At 27.8% G+C, this 22,345-nt stretch carries 38 protein-coding genes and 3 pseudogenes; 7 read left to right on the top strand and 34 right to left on the bottom strand.

What is annotated here, in order from left to right; all coding sequences use genetic code 11:
- Positions 1–149: 149 nt before the first annotated feature.
- The 16 genes and pseudogenes from ACYQ1T_RS13115 to ACYQ1T_RS13040 all read right to left on the bottom strand — a co-directional run bounded on the left by ACYQ1T_RS13115 (position 150) and on the right by ACYQ1T_RS13040 (position 8,671).
- Positions 150–677: a terminase small subunit gene (locus tag ACYQ1T_RS13115; protein WP_459835525.1), complete on the bottom strand. Its 528-nt coding sequence runs from the start codon at positions 675–677 to the stop codon at positions 150–152.
- Between the two features lie 73 nt (positions 678–750).
- Positions 751–1,161: a hypothetical protein gene (locus ACYQ1T_RS13110; protein ID WP_459835522.1), complete on the bottom strand. Its 411-nt coding sequence runs from the start codon at positions 1,159–1,161 to the stop codon at positions 751–753.
- Between the two features lie 369 nt (positions 1,162–1,530).
- A complete protein-coding gene (locus tag ACYQ1T_RS13105) occupies positions 1,531–2,118 on the bottom strand; it encodes a hypothetical protein (protein WP_459835520.1) in 588 nt (195 codons plus the stop codon).
- A 22-nt stretch (positions 2,119–2,140) separates the two neighbouring features.
- Positions 2,141–2,335 (bottom strand): hypothetical protein, encoded by a 195-nt coding sequence (locus ACYQ1T_RS13100; RefSeq protein WP_459835518.1) that lies wholly within the window; start codon positions 2,333–2,335, stop codon positions 2,141–2,143.
- A 17-nt stretch (positions 2,336–2,352) separates the two neighbouring features.
- On the bottom strand, positions 2,353–2,898 hold the full coding sequence (locus tag ACYQ1T_RS13095) for a hypothetical protein (protein ID WP_459835516.1): 546 nt from the start codon (positions 2,896–2,898) through the stop codon (positions 2,353–2,355).
- A 31-nt stretch (positions 2,899–2,929) separates the two neighbouring features.
- Positions 2,930–3,058, bottom strand: a pseudogene (locus ACYQ1T_RS13090) (DUF3850 domain-containing protein); the annotation flags it as partial.
- Between the two features lie 136 nt (positions 3,059–3,194).
- Positions 3,195–3,422, bottom strand: a complete 228-nt coding sequence (locus ACYQ1T_RS13085) for a hypothetical protein (RefSeq protein WP_459835514.1) — start codon at positions 3,420–3,422, stop codon at positions 3,195–3,197.
- Positions 3,423–3,494: 72 nt separating this feature from the next.
- Positions 3,495–3,725, bottom strand: coding sequence for a hypothetical protein (locus ACYQ1T_RS13080; RefSeq protein ID WP_459835512.1), 231 nt, complete (start codon positions 3,723–3,725; stop codon positions 3,495–3,497).
- Between the two features lie 162 nt (positions 3,726–3,887).
- Positions 3,888–5,035, bottom strand: a pseudogene (locus ACYQ1T_RS13075) (IS3 family transposase).
- A gap of 141 nt (positions 5,036–5,176) precedes the next feature.
- Positions 5,177–5,584, bottom strand: a complete 408-nt coding sequence (locus ACYQ1T_RS13070; RefSeq protein ID WP_459835510.1) for a hypothetical protein — start codon at positions 5,582–5,584, stop codon at positions 5,177–5,179.
- A 159-nt stretch (positions 5,585–5,743) separates the two neighbouring features.
- Positions 5,744–6,073, bottom strand: coding sequence for a hypothetical protein (locus ACYQ1T_RS13065; RefSeq protein ID WP_459835507.1), 330 nt, complete (start codon positions 6,071–6,073; stop codon positions 5,744–5,746).
- Positions 6,074–6,592, bottom strand: a complete 519-nt coding sequence (locus ACYQ1T_RS13060; protein ID WP_459834713.1) for a Holliday junction resolvase RecU — start codon at positions 6,590–6,592, stop codon at positions 6,074–6,076. It lies immediately after the preceding gene.
- A 12-nt stretch (positions 6,593–6,604) separates the two neighbouring features.
- Positions 6,605–6,898: a hypothetical protein gene (locus ACYQ1T_RS13055; RefSeq protein WP_459834712.1), complete on the bottom strand. Its 294-nt coding sequence runs from the start codon at positions 6,896–6,898 to the stop codon at positions 6,605–6,607.
- Positions 6,895–7,758 carry a rolling circle replication-associated protein gene (locus ACYQ1T_RS13050; protein WP_459834711.1) on the bottom strand — a complete coding sequence of 288 codons (864 nt, stop codon included), beginning with the start codon at positions 7,756–7,758 and terminating at the stop codon, positions 6,895–6,897. Before ACYQ1T_RS13050 ends, ACYQ1T_RS13055 begins: the two co-directional genes overlap by 4 nt.
- 277 nt (positions 7,759–8,035) lie before the next feature.
- On the bottom strand, positions 8,036–8,191 hold the full coding sequence (locus ACYQ1T_RS13045; protein ID WP_459834710.1) for a hypothetical protein: 156 nt from the start codon (positions 8,189–8,191) through the stop codon (positions 8,036–8,038).
- Positions 8,192–8,425: 234 nt separating this feature from the next.
- A complete protein-coding gene (locus tag ACYQ1T_RS13040; RefSeq protein ID WP_459835504.1) occupies positions 8,426–8,671 on the bottom strand; it encodes an AbrB/MazE/SpoVT family DNA-binding domain-containing protein in 246 nt (81 codons plus the stop codon).
- Positions 8,672–8,739: 68 nt separating this feature from the next.
- Between ACYQ1T_RS13040 and ACYQ1T_RS13035 the strand changes: the two genes are divergently transcribed.
- Positions 8,740–9,378 (top strand): hypothetical protein, encoded by a 639-nt coding sequence (locus ACYQ1T_RS13035; RefSeq protein WP_459835502.1) that lies wholly within the window; start codon positions 8,740–8,742, stop codon positions 9,376–9,378.
- Here ACYQ1T_RS13035 and ACYQ1T_RS13030 read toward each other — a convergent pair.
- Complete coding sequence (locus ACYQ1T_RS13030) at positions 9,358–9,654, bottom strand: hypothetical protein (RefSeq protein WP_459835500.1); 297 nt, start codon at positions 9,652–9,654, stop codon at positions 9,358–9,360. The genes ACYQ1T_RS13035 and ACYQ1T_RS13030 overlap by 21 nt on opposite strands.
- A 91-nt stretch (positions 9,655–9,745) precedes the next feature.
- Positions 9,746–9,982 carry a hypothetical protein gene (locus tag ACYQ1T_RS13025; protein ID WP_459835498.1) on the bottom strand — a complete coding sequence of 79 codons (237 nt, stop codon included), beginning with the start codon at positions 9,980–9,982 and terminating at the stop codon, positions 9,746–9,748.
- Between the two features lie 252 nt (positions 9,983–10,234).
- Here ACYQ1T_RS13025 and ACYQ1T_RS13020 point away from each other — a divergent pair, with 252 nt between their 5' ends.
- A complete protein-coding gene (locus ACYQ1T_RS13020) occupies positions 10,235–10,606 on the top strand; it encodes a hypothetical protein (RefSeq protein ID WP_459835496.1) in 372 nt (123 codons plus the stop codon).
- A 174-nt stretch (positions 10,607–10,780) separates the two neighbouring features.
- On the opposite strand, the gene ACYQ1T_RS13015 is transcribed toward ACYQ1T_RS13020, so the two are convergent.
- Genes ACYQ1T_RS13015 through ACYQ1T_RS12995 form a run of 5 tightly spaced genes read right to left on the bottom strand, consistent with a single transcriptional unit; the run spans position 10,781 to position 11,796 of the window.
- The gene (locus ACYQ1T_RS13015; protein ID WP_459835494.1) at positions 10,781–11,092 is read right to left on the bottom strand and encodes a hypothetical protein; all 312 of its coding nucleotides are present in this window, start codon (positions 11,090–11,092) and stop codon (positions 10,781–10,783) included.
- Between the two features lie 39 nt (positions 11,093–11,131).
- Positions 11,132–11,296, bottom strand: a complete 165-nt coding sequence (locus tag ACYQ1T_RS13010; RefSeq protein WP_459835492.1) for a hypothetical protein — start codon at positions 11,294–11,296, stop codon at positions 11,132–11,134.
- Between the two features lie 4 nt (positions 11,297–11,300).
- On the bottom strand, positions 11,301–11,453 hold the full coding sequence (locus ACYQ1T_RS13005) for a DUF6906 family protein (RefSeq protein WP_459835490.1): 153 nt from the start codon (positions 11,451–11,453) through the stop codon (positions 11,301–11,303).
- Between the two features lie 31 nt (positions 11,454–11,484).
- The gene (locus ACYQ1T_RS13000; protein WP_459835487.1) at positions 11,485–11,628 is read right to left on the bottom strand and encodes a hypothetical protein; all 144 of its coding nucleotides are present in this window, start codon (positions 11,626–11,628) and stop codon (positions 11,485–11,487) included.
- Between the two features lie 9 nt (positions 11,629–11,637).
- The gene (locus tag ACYQ1T_RS12995) at positions 11,638–11,796 is read right to left on the bottom strand and encodes a hypothetical protein (protein ID WP_459835485.1); all 159 of its coding nucleotides are present in this window, start codon (positions 11,794–11,796) and stop codon (positions 11,638–11,640) included.
- Positions 11,797–11,929: 133 nt separating this feature from the next.
- Between ACYQ1T_RS12995 and ACYQ1T_RS12990 the strand changes: the two genes are divergently transcribed.
- From ACYQ1T_RS12990 to ACYQ1T_RS12980, 3 genes are all read left to right on the top strand, one after another.
- Complete coding sequence (locus ACYQ1T_RS12990) at positions 11,930–12,286, top strand: helix-turn-helix domain-containing protein (protein WP_459835483.1); 357 nt, start codon at positions 11,930–11,932, stop codon at positions 12,284–12,286.
- A 130-nt stretch (positions 12,287–12,416) separates the two neighbouring features.
- Complete coding sequence (locus ACYQ1T_RS12985) at positions 12,417–12,767, top strand: helix-turn-helix domain-containing protein (RefSeq protein WP_459835481.1); 351 nt, start codon at positions 12,417–12,419, stop codon at positions 12,765–12,767.
- A gap of 17 nt (positions 12,768–12,784) precedes the next feature.
- Positions 12,785–13,138: a helix-turn-helix domain-containing protein gene (locus tag ACYQ1T_RS12980; RefSeq protein ID WP_459835479.1), complete on the top strand. Its 354-nt coding sequence runs from the start codon at positions 12,785–12,787 to the stop codon at positions 13,136–13,138.
- 8 nt (positions 13,139–13,146) lie between these two features.
- Here the strand turns inward: ACYQ1T_RS12980 and ACYQ1T_RS12975 are convergent, their stop codons facing one another.
- Together ACYQ1T_RS12975 and ACYQ1T_RS12970 are read right to left on the bottom strand one after the other, a co-directional pair.
- Positions 13,147–13,281 (bottom strand): hypothetical protein, encoded by a 135-nt coding sequence (locus ACYQ1T_RS12975; protein ID WP_459835477.1) that lies wholly within the window; start codon positions 13,279–13,281, stop codon positions 13,147–13,149.
- A 125-nt stretch (positions 13,282–13,406) separates the two neighbouring features.
- A complete protein-coding gene (locus ACYQ1T_RS12970; RefSeq protein WP_459835474.1) occupies positions 13,407–13,604 on the bottom strand; it encodes a helix-turn-helix domain-containing protein in 198 nt (65 codons plus the stop codon).
- A 56-nt stretch (positions 13,605–13,660) separates the two neighbouring features.
- Here ACYQ1T_RS12970 and ACYQ1T_RS12965 point away from each other — a divergent pair, with 56 nt between their 5' ends.
- Positions 13,661–15,277 (top strand): recombinase family protein, encoded by a 1,617-nt coding sequence (locus ACYQ1T_RS12965; RefSeq protein ID WP_459835472.1) that lies wholly within the window; start codon positions 13,661–13,663, stop codon positions 15,275–15,277.
- Here ACYQ1T_RS12965 and ACYQ1T_RS12960 read toward each other — a convergent pair.
- Positions 15,260–16,294: pseudogene (locus ACYQ1T_RS12960) on the bottom strand (YifB family Mg chelatase-like AAA ATPase); the annotation flags it as partial. The gene ACYQ1T_RS12965 and the pseudogene ACYQ1T_RS12960 overlap by 18 nt on opposite strands.
- Before the next feature lie 117 nt (positions 16,295–16,411).
- Between ACYQ1T_RS12960 and ACYQ1T_RS12955 the strand changes: the two are divergent.
- On the top strand, positions 16,412–16,783 hold the full coding sequence (locus tag ACYQ1T_RS12955) for a YraN family protein (protein ID WP_459835471.1): 372 nt from the start codon (positions 16,412–16,414) through the stop codon (positions 16,781–16,783).
- On the opposite strand, the gene ACYQ1T_RS12950 is transcribed toward ACYQ1T_RS12955, so the two are convergent.
- The 8 genes from ACYQ1T_RS12950 to ffh form a co-directional block, all read right to left on the bottom strand.
- Positions 16,784–17,581: a ribonuclease HII gene (locus tag ACYQ1T_RS12950; protein ID WP_459835469.1), complete on the bottom strand. Its 798-nt coding sequence runs from the start codon at positions 17,579–17,581 to the stop codon at positions 16,784–16,786.
- Between the two features lie 14 nt (positions 17,582–17,595).
- Positions 17,596–18,480: a ribosome biogenesis GTPase YlqF gene (gene ylqF / locus ACYQ1T_RS12945; RefSeq protein WP_459835468.1), complete on the bottom strand. Its 885-nt coding sequence runs from the start codon at positions 18,478–18,480 to the stop codon at positions 17,596–17,598.
- A gap of 138 nt (positions 18,481–18,618) precedes the next feature.
- On the bottom strand, positions 18,619–18,969 hold the full coding sequence (gene rplS / locus ACYQ1T_RS12940) for a 50S ribosomal protein L19 (RefSeq protein WP_459835466.1): 351 nt from the start codon (positions 18,967–18,969) through the stop codon (positions 18,619–18,621).
- Positions 18,970–19,070: 101 nt separating this feature from the next.
- Positions 19,071–19,799, bottom strand: a complete 729-nt coding sequence (gene trmD, locus ACYQ1T_RS12935) for a tRNA (guanosine(37)-N1)-methyltransferase TrmD (RefSeq protein WP_459835463.1) — start codon at positions 19,797–19,799, stop codon at positions 19,071–19,073.
- Positions 19,789–20,286 (bottom strand): ribosome maturation factor RimM, encoded by a 498-nt coding sequence (gene rimM / locus ACYQ1T_RS12930; RefSeq protein ID WP_459835460.1) that lies wholly within the window; start codon positions 20,284–20,286, stop codon positions 19,789–19,791. Before rimM ends, trmD begins: the two co-directional genes overlap by 11 nt.
- Before the next feature lie 123 nt (positions 20,287–20,409).
- Positions 20,410–20,649 carry a KH domain-containing protein gene (locus ACYQ1T_RS12925; protein WP_459835458.1) on the bottom strand — a complete coding sequence of 80 codons (240 nt, stop codon included), beginning with the start codon at positions 20,647–20,649 and terminating at the stop codon, positions 20,410–20,412.
- A gap of 47 nt (positions 20,650–20,696) precedes the next feature.
- Entirely contained in the window at positions 20,697–20,942 is a 246-nt protein-coding gene (gene rpsP, locus ACYQ1T_RS12920) for a 30S ribosomal protein S16 (protein WP_459835455.1), read from the bottom strand.
- A gap of 38 nt (positions 20,943–20,980) precedes the next feature.
- On the bottom strand, positions 20,981–22,333 hold the full coding sequence (ffh, locus tag ACYQ1T_RS12915; RefSeq protein ID WP_459835452.1) for a signal recognition particle protein: 1,353 nt from the start codon (positions 22,331–22,333) through the stop codon (positions 20,981–20,983).
- Between the last annotated feature and the right edge of the window lie 12 nt (positions 22,334–22,345).

The following is a 22,345-nucleotide window of genomic DNA, read 5'->3' as shown; positions in this document are numbered from 1 at the left end:
AATACATATATTTCGTTTTACTTACTACGAAATGTATATTTTAATGAATAAAGTTTACAAATATTAAACTGTTTTTAATATATTTATAATTCTAAAACCTTGTGTTTCTGTCATTTATTCTAATTTCGCTAAATTAGAGTTATTCGAAATTACTCTTCCTCTTCAATTTCCAACTGCTCTAATATAGAGTTTAATTTTCCCATACCTATATCTACATTCCCTTTCACCTCTAACTTATCTTTAAACATTCCTAAATGCTTTCCTATAAGTTCAAGATTTTTAGTTTTATCATATAGTTTTATTTCCCTTTCAGTTATCTCGCCCCCACCTTCTGTAGGGATAGTTTTTACCTTAACTGCTGCTATTGCTGCTGTATCATCTCTATTAGCATTAGATTTAACTGTAGCTGTATCCATATTTATAACATCTGTCGCATTAACAAATCCTAGTCTTGCTAGTTCTATTAATACTCTATCCGCATTAACTCCAGTACGTTTAGATCTTTCCGCCATAGCTTCATCTATACACGTGCGTATACTAACATTTGTTAACAATCTACTCCCTTGCTCATTCGCTGTCTTTGCACTATATCCTGCCCTAATAGCCGCTTGTGTAGCATTAAGGTCTATTAAATACTCTTCTACGAACCTTTCTTGTTTTGGTGTTAACTTGGCCATTAATGCCACTCCTTTCTGTTTATATATAACAAAAGGCTAACTCTTTATTTAGCTAACCTTAATAAATTTATCGCTATTTAGACTTTTCTTTTTTATATCTTAATATCATTTTTTGTAGGAAACTATAATACTTATAATATCTTGTAGTCCTTATCATACCAATAGTTAATATAGTAAGCAAAGTTACCAGTATTATTAAAAAAATATACATAGCTCCTGATTCTTTATACATCGTTCCCATAATACCTAGAAAAAAAATTACTATCGGAAATATGGAAGATTGTAAACTAAATTTATTTATCTCCTCTATCTCAACTATTAACATTGTTTCAATATCTTCTATTTCATTATTATCCTTTTTCCCCAACCAGTTAAATATACTTTCTCTTAATAACGTCATGTTAGATTCAAATTTTTCAAACTCTTTTTTAAATCTGCATATTTCCTTATAATCAGGAGTATATACCTTAAAAAAATTTCTCATAAAATCACCTCAATATTTATTTCGAGAAGTTTATGATCTTCTTTATATATTAAAAAGCTAGACAGAAATTAATATACCTATTCCCCATATAATCATTGTAAAATTATCCACACCTTCACCCCAACTTACAATTTTATACTCTTCTGTAAATTAAGAAAAGCACCTAATGAATAATCATTAAGTGCTTTTCTTTGTAATCCTTGTCCATTTGAGGGTTATTTAATTTTTAATATTTTATACTGATGTTTATAAAGGGTTTTGGGTTTTAAGGATTTATGAGAGTTCTAAGTAAACTTCTTTCAATATCATATTACTACGTAACATTAATGTTCTCAATATCATATAAAGTAACATATATTGTAACATTTATTATATAACGTCCCTTATACTTTCAGGAAATAATATTGTTACTAGTTTATTTATTAACCTCTTCCTATTTCTAATTATTGTTATTCTCTCTTTATTAAATTTTTCCGCAATTTCTTCATCTGTACTTATCTTTTCTTCCTCTTCATTTAAATATTTATATCTAATAATATTAAAGTATCTATCTTCTCTTATTTTATCTAATGCATTATCTATTCTTTTTAAATCTCTTTCAGTTTCTAACTTCTCTAACATATACTTTTCTTTTAATTCTGTATATCTATCCCCTTGAGTAGATCTATTAGCAGAACTAAAAACAACAATACTCTTTGATTTTTCAGGTAGTCCAAATTTTTCTAAATCTTTTATCGCTTCTTCCTTCTGATTTACTGCTTCTTTTAAATTCTCGTAATTATATAGTAATAGTTCTACTCTTTTATAAAAAGACAACTCATTTTTTATTTTATTTGAACTATTTAACTTCTCTATTATTTTATCTGCTATATCTATAGTTTTTGCTTCTATTGTTTTTTCTATTGTCTTTTTTACATTTTCGTTGATTATATCTAAATTTGTTTTTTCCTTACTCATTACTCTTGCCTCCTATAGTTCATTATTTATAGTTCTTTTTATTAAATGCTTGATTAATGTATCTATCCCAATAGTTACCTATAAATTCACTATACTTTAAAACTGGTATATGAAGCTTTTCACATACTTTTTTTATTGCAGTTTTTCTTTCTAGTGGATTCTTTGTTCTATCCCAAATTACTTTACATTCTTCATATGTGATTATATTTTTATACATATATCCTCTTCTCCTATTTAATATTTTTTCCTTTTTATCAAAAATACTACACCAGCTATTGTTGAAATTATGATAACTCCTGTTAAGATATCTTTCCATATTCCACTGAATCCATAGTTAATTGTTTCAGTAGTTCCATTCGTTGTAATAACTGCTGTATTATGACTAGTTGCCATTCTATATAACCAGTAATTGTCCCAGAAGCTCGTCCTGTAGCTTTCCCCTCTATCATTTATATAAGTTGTATTGTTATTATTTATATATGTCTTTTTAATTACTGTAGTTTTATTTTTTGATTCTGTTTTTGTATTTGCTTTATTATTTTTACTTGTTTCCTTATTGCTTGAATTATTTTTCACTTTATTTGTTTTGCTAGTGCTCGAACTTGATTTACTACTAGATTTAAACGATCCACTTTTAAAACTACTTGTAGAAGATCTAGTAGCAACTCTAGCTGGAGAGCTCCTTACTACAGTTGCAGCTAAACAAGTTTTATTAAAAGTAAATATGATTAAAACAAGAAATATTTCTATGGTCTTTTTAAATGTTTTTCTCTTACTCATTTTTTCTTCCTCCTATATAAAAAATTTCGACCTATATAAATCCTAAGATAACGTAACCTTCTGGTACATATTTCTTTTCATCTTCATTTCTACCTAGAATATACGTTATGGTTACATTGCATTCTGCATACTGTAATCTCCCATCTTTATATTCAACTAATTTTAAGTTATCTCCAACTTTAAAAGGTCTATCATCTTTTCTAACTTCAAACTTTTTTTCTTCCCTTGACTACTTCATTAAAATATTTACTTTCAGTTTTTAATTCATGTATCATTCTATTCCTCCATATAATCATTTAAACAATTTCGATTGATTCACATTCTAATGGCTTTAATAATATACAATGCTCCTGGTCTACCCAACCATACATATGTCCATTCATTAACCATCTATCTTCTTTTTCAAGTCTTACAATATATTTTCCTCGTCCTCCTTTTCTGCTTTCTGAATGGACTTTAAATCTTTTTCCTATGCATTTGCTATACCATTCATTACCTGTTGATTTTAATATCTTAATATACATTCTACATATCGCTCCTTTTTATATAGATCGGATTACTTATGTAGTCCGATCTTAATTTATTTGAAATACGTATTAAAAATCTGTAGAAGCAATTATTTCTGGTTCAAGTAATTCTTTATCTCCATATAATTCTTCAATTGCAACTTTTAATGAACAGTATTTATGAACCATTCCATCTATCCTCATTAAATCTCCAAACTTAGGGTGTTGTTTCCATTTACCATCTACCTTTATATAACTTATTAATTCATCTTTTCCCTCAAGGTCAGAAATATCACCTTCATCTTCTGTTAGAAGGAACATTCCATCATTATATAAATCTCGTTCCTCTACGTTATCCTCTGTTAAATCATCACCAAACTCTTCATTGTACCATTCTAAGGTTTTTGCTATATTCCAAGGTGTTACATACCATTCATAATTGGTCTTACGTCAATATCTTGGACACAAAAAGTCAAACTTTTTTTATGCTACACCTCTAGCTAATAATTCACATTGATTTGGAGTCATGTAATTAATAGAAGAGTGTAGCCTTTTTCTGTTATACCAGCCTTCAATATATTTAAATATAGCTATATTGGCTTCTTCGAAGGTACGGTATGTATTTCTATAGATTTCTTCCTTCTTTATTGAAGAATGAAAAGATTCTATACAAGCATTATCATATGGACAACCTTTTTTACTAAATGATTGTATAATATTAAACTGTATACATAGCTCTTTTAAATCATTACTAGTATATTGAGAGCCTAAATCTGTATGAAATATTAAATTTTTATTTTTATCTGGATTTTGGCTGTAGTAGGCATTTTTTAAAGCTTTAATAACTAAATCATTAGTCATTCTTTTACCGAAGGCGTAGCCAATTATTTTTTTTGAATGTAAATCAAGAACTGAAGCTAAATAGCACCAACCATCTTTGATAGTATGAATATATGTAATATCGCCAACCCATTTTTCATTAATAGAAGTAGTTGCAAAATCTCTATTTAAAACGTTTTCTAAATCTTCTGCTACTTTCTTATTTGAATGAGGCTTATATTTTTTTACAGTTATTGCACAAAGACCAAGTTCAGTCATTTTTCTTTGAACTCTCTTTATTGACACATTAAAGCCTTCTGTACCAAGTATATGATGAATCCTAGGAGCACCATATATCCCTTTATTAGCTTTATATATCCTTGTAATCGCTGCTTTTAATGCATCATTTTCTATTGCTCTTGAAGATTTAATTTTATCAAAAGATTTATAATATGTACTTCTGGCTACGCCTAGAACGGTACACATAGTCTTAATATCATGATTGTTTTTATTATTATCTATAAATAGTATTACTTGATTTAATTTCTTGTTGCAAATATGGCCATAGCTTTTTTTAATATTTCATTTTCCTCTTTAATCCTTGCCATTTCCTTTTTTAAAGCCTTTACTTCTTTAAGTGTCATAGATTCATTTTCATCTATTTTAACTTCTTTTACATCTTTAACCCAGCCGTTGATTGTTGATTTTGCAATGCCATATTCGCTACTTAGCTCTGCTAAGCTCATTCCTGATTTAAATAAATCTACTATCATATTTTTATATTCTTGATCATACCTTTTGCCACTTCCCATAATGGACACATCCTTTCTTAACTAAATATAATTTTACTTAGTTCGACTTAATGTGTCCACTACTTTATACTAACACCAATAACCTCTCTTTTATTTATTTTCTTATTTCGTAATAGTTTCAATTTCTATTTGAATTACGCACTATATTCTCCAAACAAATTTAAGTGAACAAGTATCATCATCACATTCTAATTGGTCTTTTTCGATTTCCTTTCCACAATTAGGACATTCAAATTTACTATTTTCTTTAGGAATTGGTACATAATATTTTGTTTCCAGTTCATATATAATTTGTTCTGATTCTTCTTTAGATATCCCACATTCTAATAAGCATTCTATTGCTTCATCATGGCTACGATTCAATCTTATAGAAAAAGAAACATCATCTATAGATTTCATATTAAATTCTATTGGTCTAAGGTTTTTACCATATTCCAATAACCTCCATCTTTCATAATCTTCTTTATTCATAAATTTTGTTACAAATGCGTCTACTATACTTGAAAAACAAGCATATTTACCTTTATATTCTACGTTACATCTTCCCATTAATAAAAACACTTCCTTTTTTTATTACTTCGTACTTTTTTCAAATTATTCACTTCTTAGAAAGGCATATCTACACTATCTACTGGTGTCATATCTTCTTCAATGCTCATGCCATATTTATTATTTACTTTTCATTTCTTGTAGCTGATTTGAAGAATATTAATATTCTTTGCAAGCTATTATTTGTGGAGCTTTTGAATCCCAACCTCTTAGAAGTTCTTCAAAAGATGTAAATTTAATAACATCATCACCTTCTCTTTTTAAATCACCCACACTAATCATGGCCATGTTTCCTACTTTAACTTTTTCAGCTTCTTTTCTCATAGCCTCTAAGCTCTTCATTATAGTTTTATCTTTATCTAGTATCTTCTCAGCTGCATCTTCATTATTGTTTATAATTCCTAATAGGTATTGGCCTATAACTTTTACATATGCATTCTTTTCTTTTTCTATTTCATCACTTATTTTTTCAATAGCTTTATCTATCATTTACTTATCCTCCAATACTTTTAAATAATTTAAATTAGCATTTTCTTCATAGAAAATTTCTTTCATATCCAATACTGGTATATAGTTAAATCCTCTTTTCCCTTTGTTTTCTTGCCATCTGTCCCAATACTCAAGAACTATTTCACCTGGTATATAGAAAACTCTATCTAGCTTTTTCATTGAACATAATATGAAGCTTGTTTCATTCATTTCTAAAGCAAATCTTATATATTCTATTTGATGATCCTGAATATGTTTTAATGGAAGTCCCTTTTCATCTTCTGATTCCTTGCAATCAAAGGATATAGAAATTCCCCCTTTAATCGTTCCCCTAAAGTCAAGAGTACTCTTTCCTTGTGGAAATGCTGATACTATTTGACTTCCTCTTCTTATTACATTCCAAGGAGTGCTTATTTTTTGAATTAACGCTTGTCCTATGTTTTTGTAATACCTATTTGCTCTTATTACCTCTTCTTCAAATGCTCTTCCCTTGTTTGCCATGTCTAGATTTTTTGGCATGTTCTCACCTTCCTATTCTCTTTTGAATTTTTTATCATTGTTAACAGCATTAAAAATTGCTCTACTTTCTACATGTATATATTCCATAACCTTCATTTTACTTCGTAGAAATTCCTTTATATCTGACTTTGTATGTCTTTCTTTGACTTCTAATGTATTTACTTGTAATCTAATTTCATTGAGTCTGTCATACATAGCTATAGACAGCTGACTTAATTTAAATGCTCCTTCTCCATCTTCTGTTGTTAACTTCTTATATTGCTGCAATATTTCTTTACATATTTTTAAATCTTCTTCTATATTCATTTACTCACCCTTTCCCGTTTTCTCATTTTCGTATAAATATATACTCCTGAGAATTTATTTGATATATATGTTGTAGTATCTATAAAATCTAAACCTTTATATTTACTTTCAAAAAACTCTTTATGGCAATTTTCATCTCTTGCTATCTTTTCAGCTTTTCTTCTTGTTAATATAGTTCTATTTATAGTTACTGTTGGTTTCTTTAAGTTTTTTGATTTTCCTATTCTTGTTTTACTTTGAGAAGCTATATACGTAGCTACTTTTTCAAACTTAATTTCATCCGCTTGTAGTCTATTTGCGTTAGCTGTTCCTAGTCCCCATTTCTTTTCTGCTATATCCCTATCCATCCTTGACATTATTAAATGGTGGTGTATTCTAGTCCTTTTGCTTTTTGTAGGATCATCTACATAGTCAATTACTGAAATATATTTAAACTCTTCATTTGGTTTATTTACTTTCCACCAGCGCTTTATTCTTTTTATATAATTATCAATATCTTTTTTTGCCCTATCTTTATTTGGTGGTTTTCCATAATAAGATAAAGTTACATATAAATCTCCGTTTTTAAAATTAGTATTTACTAACCTAACTACCTCTTTTATTTTATTTTTCTTATTAAGATTTTGTTGCGATTTACTTGACTTCTTATTTTTATTACTCCTTGGTATATCCCCTTTGCATTTCCATACTGGATAAATTTCTTTTTCTACCATTTCTCCACTTACTATTGTTTTAACTACATAGACATAATTATTATTAATTCTTAAATCTTCATACTCTTCTAATTTTTCTATTTGCTTATTGTATATTTCTTCATAGTCATAATCTTCATATAGTTTTCTTATCTTATTCTTATTCATCTATAACCCTCATTTTATCTATGTTTTAGTTGTATATGTCCGAGATAATAATACATATTACAAGCTCGGTAAAAGCTTAAAAAAAGTAAAAAAATAATAAGGTATTTGACATACCTACTTTTTAGTTATAGAATAAGTATAAAAATAATTTCTTTATACTTATCTTGAAAACACATTACTACTCACCTACCACATGGTTTTAGTAATGTGTTTATTTTTATAAGTGCATCTTATAAAGCTTGTACTATAATCTAAATACTTGCATTTACCGCAGCACTTATACATTTAAATTTTCTCTTTTCCATTTCTCATATTTCATTTTTTGCTCTTCAGCTACTTCTTTATCTCTTCTATTACTTAGCATAATAGTTACTATGTCGCTTGTCCCAAAATGTTTAATTGCTTCATCTAACATAATTTGAGTATTACTCATTTTAAAACCCTCTCTATCCTATTTATTTGTATTTATTTAAAAATCTTATATAACTTTTCTAAAATACCATTTTTCTTAGCCTTTTCTATTTGAATAGAATTACTATTTATTATTAATATCTTTTTCATTAGTTTCTCCAGCACTCCTTTTCGAATTTCTTTAAGCCTGCCCACGTTGGTTTGATTCCCTTTGGATTGCATTCTTCTTCAACGTACACAATTAAAATATAGATACTCATATTAAGCTTGTGAGCTCCTCCAAACATATCTTGCATATATTTTTATCTTTGTATATTTTAATTTCTCTATCTTCTCCACAGAATGCACATTTAGGCTTATATTTTCCTAGTACTATACATCCACCCTCCATGTATATTTCTAATGGATCTTCTTCATTTACCTTTAAGCTTTTTCTTAACTCTGCAGGAATAGATATTCTTCCTGCTACATCTACTTTTCTTACAATTCCTAAACTTCTCATATAAACTTCTCCTTTTTTGATATGTTCCCCTAACATATGGTAGAATTATGTTGAAAGGGGGTGTTAACTTGTCTGTAAATTCTAATCAGCTAGGTCCTGACTATAGCATTCTTTCTGAAAAGCTTAATTCTCTTATTAAACTTTCTTTGCCTACGATTACTATAGGTGATTATATTAAACCAAGCTTAGAAGCATTAAATAGCTCTATTAACTTATCAATTCAACCTCTAATAAATTATATGAATGAAACTAATAAAGAAATGGTTGATACTATAAATAAAACTATGTCTAATCTTGCTTTAGATGCTCTTAATAACTTAAAGACAATTTCTTTATATTCTACAGATACTTTAGAATCTATTGATAAATCTTTATTTATAGAAACAATTGATGAAATATATAATTCAGTAGAAATAAATGATTTTCCTAATAATTTTTCCAAAGATATAACCGCATGCAAAGAAGATATTAAGATAATTAGTGATGAATTAGTTGAATCTTCTTCAAATAAACTTGACCTTATTACTTTTATTGAATTTGTTGCCGCAATTGTGACGATAATACAATTTTTTGTTGCAATATATGATGATACTTCCCAAATTCAAATAGAACAAAATAAACAAATTATTGAAAATCAATCTTTACAATTAAAATTATTAGAAAGTATTGATAATTCTTTACAAAAATTAGTTCAACAAGTGGACTAATATATTTAACATAATCATAATAGTTAATGAATAAGCTGTTACACGAAATTGAATAGCTTTAAGGTTTCTATGGATTTTTAACAACTGCCCTTGAACTGGTACTTCGGGAGCGGTTTTTCTTTCACTTATAAATTCAATATTCTTACTGTCTACTAATTCATCATTAACATGTACTCTAATGCACCAATTTTTATTGCTATCTAAAAACTCATGTATTTTTACCTTAGGTATTCTTCCTGCTACATCTACTTTTCTTACAATTCCTAAACTTCTCATATAAACTTCTCCTTTTTGATATGTTCCCCTAACATATGGTAGAATTATGTTGAAAGGGGGTGTTTATCATCAATGACATTAAAAAATATATTCAATCTTCAGTAAATTTTTTCTCAATTTTTATAGCATTAGTTCCATCAATTTTTCTTTGGGTACTCCAGCCAGATAGTATGATACATACTTGGATTTTTGTAATAACCTTATACTTTTGTTTTTTCTTTCTCTGGTTACTTGCCATCACCATACTTAACTCCAAAGAAAAATCATATAATATTAATCTATCAACTATTAAATTTACAAATAATATATTTTTATGTGAACCCAACAAAGCAATCGCTCATGATTCAATAATATCTATTTACTTAAAAGAAGATGGATTTGAACATCTAATAGGTTATGGTATAGTAATAAATATACAAAATGATGGTTATATTCAAATCGAACCTCATATGTTATCTGAATCAATTTTAAATAGTGAAAATGAATTTATCACATCATTGAAAGCTATTAATAATATAGTTATAAAACCAACCGTTACTAAAAAAATAATAAATGAGTTAAAATATTAGGAGGTATTTCTATGGCAAAAATATTCAAAGTTGCAAAAATTATTGATCCATATACTATCGTAATAACTGGTGGTAAATTGGATGGAGTTAGAGAACATCAACGTTTTCTAATCTATTCTCTTGATGGTGAAGAAATATACCATCCAGATACAAATAAATTATTAGGTAGGCTTGAAGTAACTAAAGGCACTGGCACTATTATTTTTATTCATGATGAAATGTGCACTATAAAATCAGATTCTTTTAAAACTGTTACACCTTTTGATATTCAAACATTTTCTAATCTTGGAAGAATTGATGATGGCATACACTTAAAAGTAGGCGATAAAAAATTAGAACCATTTAAAGATGTTAAAATTGGTGATTATGTTAAGCCTATCTAGAATAAATGTTAGTAAAATAATGTAGTAATAATCATACAAATTATAATTGGTATAATTAAACCAATTAATTTACTCTTCGTTTTTTGAGATTTAAATTTAATGTACTTCTCGATTAATTCACATATCAATATCATTATTATTATTGAAATAATTAATACTATATTTCTAAGCATTTTATTCTCCTTTAGACTGCTCTTGAACTGGTACTTCGGGAGCGGTTTTTCTTTCACTTATAAATTCAATATTCTTACTGTCTACTAATTCATCATTAACATGTACTCTAATGCACCAATTTTTATTACTATCTAAAAACTCATGTATTTTTACTTTAGGAATTGAAGATTTTATTTCTCCTATAGCAAATTCTAAAGAATCTATCTTTTCTCTTAAACATTTCCTATATGAATCATTTTTTTCTAGTTGAATTAAAGCCTTATAAGTATTTAATTCTATCTCTAAATTTTTTAATACATCTATTCTATTCATTTATAAACCCTCTTCTCTTATTGATATTAGCTCTAAATTTTAAACTCGCTGCTTAACTTTATTGTATTGAATAGCTTTTAAACAAAATTTCAGAATTGAATTAGCTCTAATTACTAATGTACCTTCCAAATCTTTTAGTATTTTAAGAGCTATTTCTTTTTCTTCATTAGATAATTCTTCACGTTCAAGAGCTCCTTCTTTCAATAAGTTATCTTCTTATTTCCATCAACTGCTTAGTATGAATGTTATAAAATACATAATCATCAGCAGTAACTCTTTCTAATAAGAAATCTCCTGGTTTAAAACCTTGCTCACATAAAAATTTCTTTTGTTTTAAAGTTAGACCTTTTAAACTTTTCAAGTTTCCCATCCTCCTTTTTTACCTATTTTTATTAAGTTTTATCATTCTTTAATATTATGTCAGCAGCTTCTTTCCTTACATCTTTACCAGTAAAAGTATTTGTAATATACATTTTTCTTCTACCAGTCTTGATAACTACTTCTATACTAGTTTCCTTATTCTCTACTTTTTCCATATCACACCTCTAGTTAATTTTATTGTTTGGTTTATTTTTAGAAAGCTTTACTCCTATAGCTAGACCTTTAATTAATCCTTTAACTTCTCTTTTCTCCTCATTTGTTAAAGCACTAAGTATTGTTGCTATTTCTTTTATTTCTTGAGAATCTTTAAAAATATTATCCATTTGTATCACTCCTTTTGTTTTTGTTGTCTATGCGTCTATTATACCTTTCGTTTAGACGCTTGTCAACCTAATAAAATATTTTTTGTTGACTATGCGTCTTTTTTGTATTATCCTATTACTGGGAGGTGGTTATTTGAATACAAATGAAAGAGTTATATTAATTAGAAAAGCTTTAAATTTAACTCAAGAAGAATTCGGAAAAAAAATCGGTGTTGTTAGATCATCCGTCTCTGGGCACGAAAGTGGTAGGAGAAATCTCTCTGAGCAAACTATTAAAGCTATCTGTCGTGAATTTAATGTAGACTACATCTGGCTGACAACTGGTGAAGGGGAAATGTTTACTAATATTCCTGAAACTATTTTAGATGAATTGGTAATCGAACATAATTTAGATGAAATGGATAAAAATTTAATATCTGAATATCTGAAATTAGATGAAGAAAGTAGAAATGTTTTGAAAAATTATATAAAACATGTTTTGATTAAATAGTTATGGAATTGTCGGAAAAATACTTCCTGAGTGAACCTTTAAAGTTATATACTGTAAATTTAATGAAAACTATTTTTATCAACTACAGATTTGCAGATATCATTTCAGATGTTTCAGGAGGTGATAACTGTTGAATGAAAGATTAAAATTAATTAGAAAAACACTTAATGTTAACCAAGCTGAAATCGGGGCAAGGTTAGGCGTTACAAAGTCAAGTATTTCTCGCTTAGAAAAGGGAATAAATAATTTTACCGAGCAAATGATTAAGCTTATCTGTAGTGAATTTAAAGTTGATTATATTTGGTTTACTACTGGTGAAGGGGATATGTTTGCTAATATCCCTGATGTTATTTTAGATGAATTAGCTCTTGAGTATAATCTTGATGAATTAGACAAAAAAATAATACTTGAGTATTTAAAATTAGATAAAGAGAGTAGGGACATTTTAAAAAATTATATAAAAAATATTTTTATTAAATAGTTGTGGAAGTGATTATTTTGAACTGTAGAATAAAAGAATTAAGAAAAGCTTTAAAGCTTAGTCAAGAAGAGTTTGGGAAAAAATTAGGTGTTACTGGTCCAGGTATTTCAAAAATAGAAAGTGGTCATAGAAACTGTACAGAGCAAATGATTAAATTAATTTGTCGTGAATTTAGAGTTGATTACATCTGGCTGACAACTGGTGAAGGTGAGATGTTTAATAGCTCTAATGATAACACATTAGAGCTACTTAATGATATTCTGAATGGTAATAATGAATTTGCTAAGAATGTATTGAAAAGATTGTCCACTTTTGATGATGATAATTGGTATGAGTTTGAAAGTCTTATTAATATTTTTACTAATAAATAGTCAGTTTTTTACTGGCTATTTATATATATGTACATAACAAATTTGTATATTCTTTCTAGTAATTTTATGTTATCAATTTTTTCAACCATATCTTTTATTATTTTTTTATATTTTTCTTTTGATATATTTACCTTATTTTTCATTAATCCTCCCCCTTTCTTGTGCATTATATCACTTAAAAATATGCAAATATATTTTTTTCTTTATATTTCCTTATTTTTGGAAATATTGTTATATACTGAATTAGTTTACCTTTTTTGTGATAAACTTATTTGTATTCTGATTCATATAAATCACTTATATGTTTCCCTGTAGCTTTAGCTATTTTTTCTAGTTGATCTATTCTTGGAAACACTTTTCCATTCTCTATATTATTTAGTGTACTTTTTGATATATTAGTTAAAGCTTCTAATTGTATTAATGTTAATTGTTTTTCAATTCTTGCATTCCATGTAAGTATTTTCATTTGTAATATTCCTCCAAAATAATATTACAAATGAAAATACTTATTTACAAAATTTTATGAAGGTGGTAATAATGATGTCATTAATCTTAGAAAAAAATGTAAAAGGATATACTACTAAACAAAAAATCGCTGTATATTGCAGGGTATCTTCAGATGATCAAAAAGAAAGAGAAACTATAGAAAATCAAATAGAAATACTTAATACCTATATAGAAATGAAAGAAGATATTGAGAAATTTAAAGAATATCTTGATGATGGTATATCTGGTACTATATCATTTGAAAATAGGCCTGCTGGAAAAAAATTAATAGAAGATGCTAAAAAAGGACTTTTCACTTCTATATTGGTTTGGAAAATAGATAGATTTGGTAGAGATACTCTATCTGGATTAAGTGCTGTAGAATTACTTAGAAAATATAATGTTGAAATTATATCTATTACTGAACCATTTGACCTTAATACACCTACTGGTAGATTTCAATTTATAACCTATCTAAATATGGCCGAATTAGAACGTAATAATATTTTAGATAGAATGTTCCTAGGTGCAACTAGAGCAGCTAAACAAGGAAAATGGCTTGGAGGAATTGTTCCTTATGTCTATTATGTAGATAAAAATAAATTTCTTAAAGTAAATGAAATTGAAGCTATAGTAATAAGAAAGATATTTGATATGTATATTAACGATAGACTTTCAGGTTTAGATATAGCCGTCTATTTAAATAGTACTGGTATAGACTGTAACTATGCTGCTAGGGGAACTGGGAAAAGAAATAAAGAAGAGAAAAAGAGTCTTTGGTCAATTTCTACCATTCAAAGAATATTATCCAGTGCAACTTATATAGGAATACATGAATATGGCAAAAGATCTACCAGGAGAAAAGAAACTATAATAAGAAATGTTCCTGCTATAATTCCTGTTGAAATATATGATATAGCTAAAAAATTAAGAAAGGAAAATCTAAAGATATCTAAAAGAAATAGTCCAAATAGAACTTTTATATTAAGAACGTTAATTAAATGTAAGCATTGTAATAGTACATACTATGGTATTTTTTATAAAGATAGAAATGCAGTATATTCATGTAGTGGAAAAAAAAGTTCAAATAAAAAGCTATATGGAATTAAATGTACAAATCTAAATATAAATTCAGATGAAATTGAAACATATATATGGGATGTATGTAAATTTATAATGCTGGACTTTGATAAGTATACAATTAAAAATTCATCTTTAGATAAACTTTCTGAATCTAAAATTGAACTAAATGCTATTATAAATAAAATTAAATATTTAGATACTGAAAAGTCTAATATTTTAAAGCTTTATAGAAAAAATCTAATTACCGAAGTCGAGTTAGAAGAACAATTAAAAGATATTAATAATGAAAAATCTATACACTTAAAATTTGTAGATGAACTTAAAGAAAAGTTATCAGAGTATGAAAATAAAACTCAAATAATAAATAATATGAAAAATGTTATTGCTTACTATAAAAATAAAATTGATACTTTAACGGATGAAGAAAAAATGAAAGTAATAAGATTATTTATTAAAGAAATTATTATAGATAATAAAATAGACTGTGGTAGTTTAGTTCCCAATATCCATATTTCTTGGAATATGTCAGACTTAATATTTGAAAGGACAACTATTAAAGGTACCTACTAGTAAAAAATTAGAAGGTAATTCATAACTTCCATTTAATCTATTTATGTTTATTACTTTATCTTCTAAAGGTTGTCTAAGTACTTCTATAACATCTCTTTTAAATTCTAATATTTCATCTAAAAGCAATATTCCATGATGTGCTAGTGTTATTTCACCTGCTTTCACTTCTTTTCCTCCTCCTACTAGTGCAGTTTTTGTTATTGTATGATGAGGGTTTCTAAAAGGCCTTTCTATTCCATCTTTTCCTGTAAACAAACCTGAAGCACTATAAATTTTAGCTATCTCTTTTTCTTCCTCCTTATTAAGAGGAGGAAGTATAGATGGTAAAGCCTTTGCAAGCATTGTTTTTCCTGATCCCGGTGAACCAAAAAGAAAAATATTATGTTTTCCTGCTGCCACAATTTCCATAGCTCTTTTAGATGTTCTTTGGCCTATTATTTCTCCATAATCTAATATATCTTTTTTAAATATTTTATCATCAGTATTAAACTCATAAGGAAGTAAATCTTCATTGTTTATAAATGATACAACTTCCTTTAGATTTTTAAATGGATAAAAATTCCCTAAATTAAAATATCTAATTTCTTTTAAGTTGGATAAAGGAAATATGAAGTTATTCTTACAATTATTATCGCCTTCAAATATTATAGGCAATGCTCCTTTTACACCTTTTAACTCACCAGCTAAAGATAACTCTCCAAAAACTATAAAATCTATGAGATCCTTTTTAAAAATTTGTTCTGATGCCATTAAAATACCAATTGCAATAGGCAAATCTAAAAGCGATCCTATCTTTCTAATATCAGCTGGTGCTAAGTTTACTGTTATTCTTCCAAGCGGAAAGTCAAACCCACTATTAGTTATAGCTGCTCTTACTCTATCTTTAGCTTCTTTTATAGCAGTATCTGGTAACCCTACTATACTAAAACTTGGGAGTCCCTTTCCAATATCCACCTCTACATTAATTAAAATTCCATCAAGACCATTATGTGTTGCACTTATTAATTCTATTGACATATATAAATCACCCCTTAAGAGTATTGACATAGAATAAAATATTTAACTAACTTTTTTTAAAATATGATTTCTTATTTATTTTTTTGTCAATATTATATATTAAACGGAGGTTATATTATGAAAAATTACAATAAAGATATAGGAAATTATGGTGAAGAAATTGCATATAACTACCTAAAAAATAAAGGTTATTATACTTTAGCAAAAAATTATAGAAATAAATTTGGAGAAATTGATTTAATATGCAAAAAAGATGGGATTATTATTTTTATAGAAATAAAAAGTAGGTACAGCAATCTTTATGGAACTCCAAAAGAATCTGTAACCTACTCTAAACAAAAACAAATTATTAACTTATGCAAATTTTTTATAAATTATAAAAAACTCTTTCAATATAATTGTAGATTTGATGTCGTTGAAATATTTTTTAATAATATTAATAATACTTATATTATTAATCATTTAGAAGATGCATTTAGGGACTATTAATTATAATATATTTTTCAAAAAAGATATTCTATGTATTTCACAAGGCCCAACTTTTTTCAACCCTTGAATATGCTTAGTAGTACCATAACCAGCATTTTCATCAAAAGCAAAACCTTTATATTTTTCCGCATATCTTTTCATTAAATGATCTCTATATACTTTTGCTACAATTGAAGCTGCCGCAATACTAGCTGATTTTGTATCCCCTTTAATAACTGATTTATTTTCTATTTCTATATTTTTTACTAAATATCCATCTGAAAGTACTAAATCAGGTTTTATTTTCATTGATGTACACGCTTCTAAAAATATCTTATTATTACAATAAGCTATTCCTTTTTTATCTATTTCTTTATTTGAACATTCTGCTATATGAAAAGCTAAAGCTTTTTCTTTAATAATTATAGCTAATTCTTCTCTTTTTTTCTCTGATAATTTTTTAGAATCATTTAGCCATAATATTATATTATCATCTAGTGTATTTAAATCTAAAATAACTGCACACGCTACAATAGGCCCTGCAAGTGGTCCTCTTCCCACCTCATCCACTCCAGCTATGTATTTATACGCTCCAAAAGACTTATCAAAAGCATACATATTTTTTACTCTAATAATTTCTGCTTCTAACTTTTCCTTTTCCTTATTAAGCTTTACACCTAAACTCTGTACATTCTTTCTACAATCAGATGTAAGTGTTTTTATAATTTCTTCAAATATTTCTTCCTTATAAATTAGTTTCACATCTATTTTTGAAATTTCTTCTTTTATATTACTATAACTTAAAGATTTAATATTCATTTCTAAAATGTTCACTATTTTTCTACCTCTTCTTCCTTCTCTTCAAAGGAATCATCTGGACGTTCTAATGATATATTCCCTATTTTACCACCTCTAAACTCATCTAGAAGTATTACTGCAATTCTATTATAATCTATTTCTCCACCCTTTATAAGACATCCTCTTCTTCTTGCAATATCATTTAATGTTTCTAGTGGATCTTCATTTATTTCTTTAAGCTTATATCTATCCTTTAATTTATCTCCATAATGATTTTGTAGTCTTTTAACAAGATTATAAGATAATTCTTCTATATCCATTATTTCATCTTTTATAGCCCCTGTAAAAGCTAAACTCAAAGCTGTATTTTCATCTTCAAATTTTGGCCAAAGAACTCCTGGAGTATCCATCATCTCTATATCCATTTTTGTTTTTATCCATTGTTTACTCTTAGTAACTCCTGGTCTATCCCCTGTTTTAGCAATGTTATTTTTTGCCATCTTATTTATAAAAGTAGATTTTCCTACATTTGGTATACCAACTACCATTACTCTCATTTGTATCTTAACTAATCCCTTTGACTTAAGCCTGTCATGTTTCTCTTTTAACAATCCTTCTAAAACTGGTTTTATTTGATTTAGTCCCTTACCTGTTAAACAGTTAACTTCAATAACTTTAACATTTTCTGAAGTTAAATGATTTATCCACATTTTCATTACTCTAGGTTCAGCTAAATCACTTTTATTTAAAAGAATTATCCTAGGCTTTCCCTCACATAATTTATCTATGTCTGGATTTGCAGAACTTCTTGGGATTCTAGCATCTCTAATTTCTATTACAGCATCAACAAGTTTCAAATTTTCTTTTATTTCCCTTTGGGTTTTTTTCATATGCCCCGGAAACCAATTAATTACAGCCATTTTTATATTCCTCCTATATTACTTATCTATATTATATCCTACTTTATTCTTTACATATTCCTTATATAAATATAAGTTTACTTTATATATTGAAAAAAGGGACTTTAACAAAGTCCCTTCTATCTACTAAATATAAAATTATCTAGTCATTAATTCCTTAACCTTAGCAGCCTTACCTACTCTATCTCTTAAATAGAATAACTTAGCTCTTCTAACTTTACCTCTTCTAGTGATTTCCATCTTTTCTATTATAGGTGAGTTAATTGGGAATGTTCTTTCTACACCAGTTCCATAAGCAACTCTTCTTACAGTGAAAGTTTCTCTTAATCCACCGTTTTGCTTCTTTATAACTGTTCCTTCAAACATTTGTACTCTTTCTCTTGAACCTTCTTTGATCTTAACATATACTTTAACAGTATCTCCAACATGGAAGTTTGGAAGATCAGTTCTAATTTGTTCTGCTTCAATAGCTCTTAATATTTCGTTCATTGTGTAAGTCCCTCCTTGAATAATTATTTTGACGTTCTTAACAAATTTCTTGACAGAGGACCGCCCGTACTAACACAAAGGTTATTTTAACATAATTATTATTACTTTTCAATAATTTCTTTATTTTTTAATAATATTTTTTTATCTTCTTTTGTAATCTCTAATTTAGTATAAAGATCTAACCTTCTTTCTTTTGTTATAATCAAAGATTGTAATCTTCTCCATTTTCTAATATTTTCATGGTGTCCTGAAAGAAGAACTTGTGGTACTTTATCTCCTTCAAACTCTTCTGGTCTTGTATATTGAGGATATTCTAAAAGCCCATCAGAAAATGATTCATCCATATGACTTTCTTCTTTATTTAAAACTCCTGGAATAAGTCTTAATATAGAATCAACTACAGGAATCGCAGCCATTTCTCCACCAGTTAATATAAAGTCACCTAAAGATATTTCCATATCTATGTGCTTATAAACTCGTTCATCTATTCCTTCATAATGACCACAAATAAATATTAATTCTTTTTCTTTTGAAAGCTTTGTTGCAATTCTTTGATTAAAGGTTTTTCCTCTTGGTCCTAAAAATATAACCATTCCATTGTTGTTTTTTCTGCAATGTCTTATAGCATCAACTATAGGCTGTGGTGTCATAACCATTCCAGCTCCACCACCATAAGGATAGTCATCTACCTTTTTATGTTTGTTTAATGTAAAATCTCTAATATTAATAGGCTCAATTTTTATTAATCCTTTTTCCTGCGCTTTTCCCATAATGCTATGATTAAATAAATCGAACATTTCTGGAAATAAAGTTAGGATATTAATCTTCATCTTGCCATTCTCCTACTGGTTTTATAGTAATCTTTCTATTATCTATGTCAATATCTTCTACAATATCTAAAAGTACAGGAATCAATAACTCCTTAGGCTCTCTTATCCAATAAACATCATTGTTTTTAGTTTGTAATACTTCATAAATTTTACCAAGATTTTTCCCATTAGTATCAAAAACTTCACATCCTATTAAATCAGTAATAAAATAGCAATCCTCTTCTAGTTCAACAGCATTTTCTCTTGGTATTTCAATATACTTATTTTTAAATTTTTCAGCCTGCTCTATATTATCAATACCTTCAATCTTTACTATAACTCTATCTTTTTGAAATTTACAGCCTTCTAGATTTCTTTTTATCCCATCTATTAATACAAATTCCAACTCCTTATATCTTTTAGGATCATCAGTTAGAGGTATGACCTTCATTTCTCCTTTTAAGCCATGAGTATTAACTATTTTTCCTACCCTTAATATTTCTTTCAAATTTTTTCACCTCGTATAATATATTAAAAATTTTTTAAATTAAAAAAATGAAAGGAATCATATATATATTAATTCTTTTCATTTATTTAATTTTATTTATGTGTAAAAAGAGTTAGGAATATCCTAACTCTTTACATCAATAATTTCTACTACTACTTTTTTGTCTTCCTTTATTGCTGCTGCCTTGATAACAGTTCTGATAGCTTTTGCTATTCTTCCTTGTTTACCAATAACTTTTCCCATATCCGCAGGAGCAACCTTTAGTTCCAGAATAAGTGATTGCTCTCCTTGAACTTCATTAACATGAACTTCGTTTGGATTATCCACAAGGGATTTAGCTATAACTTCAACTAATTCCTTCATAAACACCTGTAACTATTATAATAATTACAGAGTTCACCTCCTAAAAATTACTTATTTAATCCTGCTTGAGCAAAAAGTCTCTTAACTACATCAGTAGGTTGAGCACCATTTTGTACCCATTTAGTAGCTTTTTCTTCATTGATTTTGATTTCAGCTGGTTCTGTTAATGGGTTGTAGTAACCTATTTCTTCGATGAATCTACCATCTCTTGGGCTTCTTGAATCAGCAACTACTACTCTGTAGAAAGGTGCTTTCTTTGCTCCCATTCTTCTTAATCTTATTTTTACTGCCATGTCATTTTCACCTCCTTTAAAGGATAAGTTAATTTATATTAACTCATAAAAGGTAATTTTCCAAAAATTCCTTTTTTAGACTTCTTTTGTAATGATTTCATTTGCTTCATTTGCTTTCTCATCATTTCATAGCCTTTAATGAGTTTGTTCACTTCCTGTAATGATGTACCTGATCCTTTAGCTATTCTCTTCTTTCTTGAAGATGAACCAGCTAAAAGCTTAGGATTTCTTCTTTCTTTTGGAGTCATTGAATATATTATAGCTTTTACTCTTCCAAGTTGTTTTTCTCCTGCATCAAAATCAATATCTTTCATTTCTTTCGGCATTCCTGGAAGCATTTCCATTATCTTACTTAAAGATCCAAGCTTTTTCATTTGCTCCATTGCAGTTAGATAATCTTCATAATTAAAATCATTCTCTAACATTTTTGCACTTAAATCTTGAGCTTCTTTATCTTCAAAGGCTGCTTGAGCTTTTTCTATTAATGAAAGTACATCTCCCATTCCTAGAATTCTTGAAGCCATTCTATCTGGATAGAATACTTCAAAGTCACTCATTTTTTCTCCTACCCCTATAAACTTAATTGGCTTTTCAGTCATATGTCTAATGGATAAAGCCGCACCGCCTCTTGTATCCCCATCTAACTTAGTTAATATAACACCTGAAACATCAAGTGAATTATTAAAGCTTTCAGCAACATTTACAGCATCTTGCCCAGTCATTGAGTCTACTACAAGTAAAATTTCTTGTGGTTTAACTTCTTCTTTAACAGACTTAAGTTCTCCCATAAGTTCTTCATCTATATGAAGTCTACCTGCCGTATCTATTATTATTACATTATTTCCATTTTCCCTTGCATGTTCTATACCTGCTTTTGCTATATCTACAGGATTAACCTTATCTCCCATTTGGAAAACTGGAATATCAATTTGCTTTCCTACAACCTCTAATTGCTTAATAGCTGCTGGTCTATATATATCACAAGCTACTAATAAAGGTTTTTTATTTTGTTTTCTTAATTGTAGTGCAAGCTTTCCACTCATTGTGGTTTTACCAGCTCCCTGTAATCCAACCATCATTATAACAGTAGGACCTACAGTATTAAAGTTTATTTTGCTTTCACTACCACCCATAAGATCAGTAAGTTCGTCATTAACAATTTTTATAACTTGTTGCCCTGGAGTTAAACTTTCAAGAACTTCACTGCCAACACATTTTTCGCTGACATTCGAAACGAATTTCTTAACTACTTTAAAGTTAACATCAGCTTCTAACAACGCAAGTTTTACTTCTCTCATGACTTCTTTTATATCTTTTTCAGTTAGCTTTCCCTTGCCTTTAAGTTTTCTAAAAGCCTCCTGTAATTTATCTGATAAACCTTCAAAAGCCATGTTAACCCTCCT

The organism is Clostridium carnis (assembly GCF_054657435.1).
Note: the sequence above shows the minus strand (reverse complement) of the source record. Positions and strands in the feature narration are given on the sequence as shown.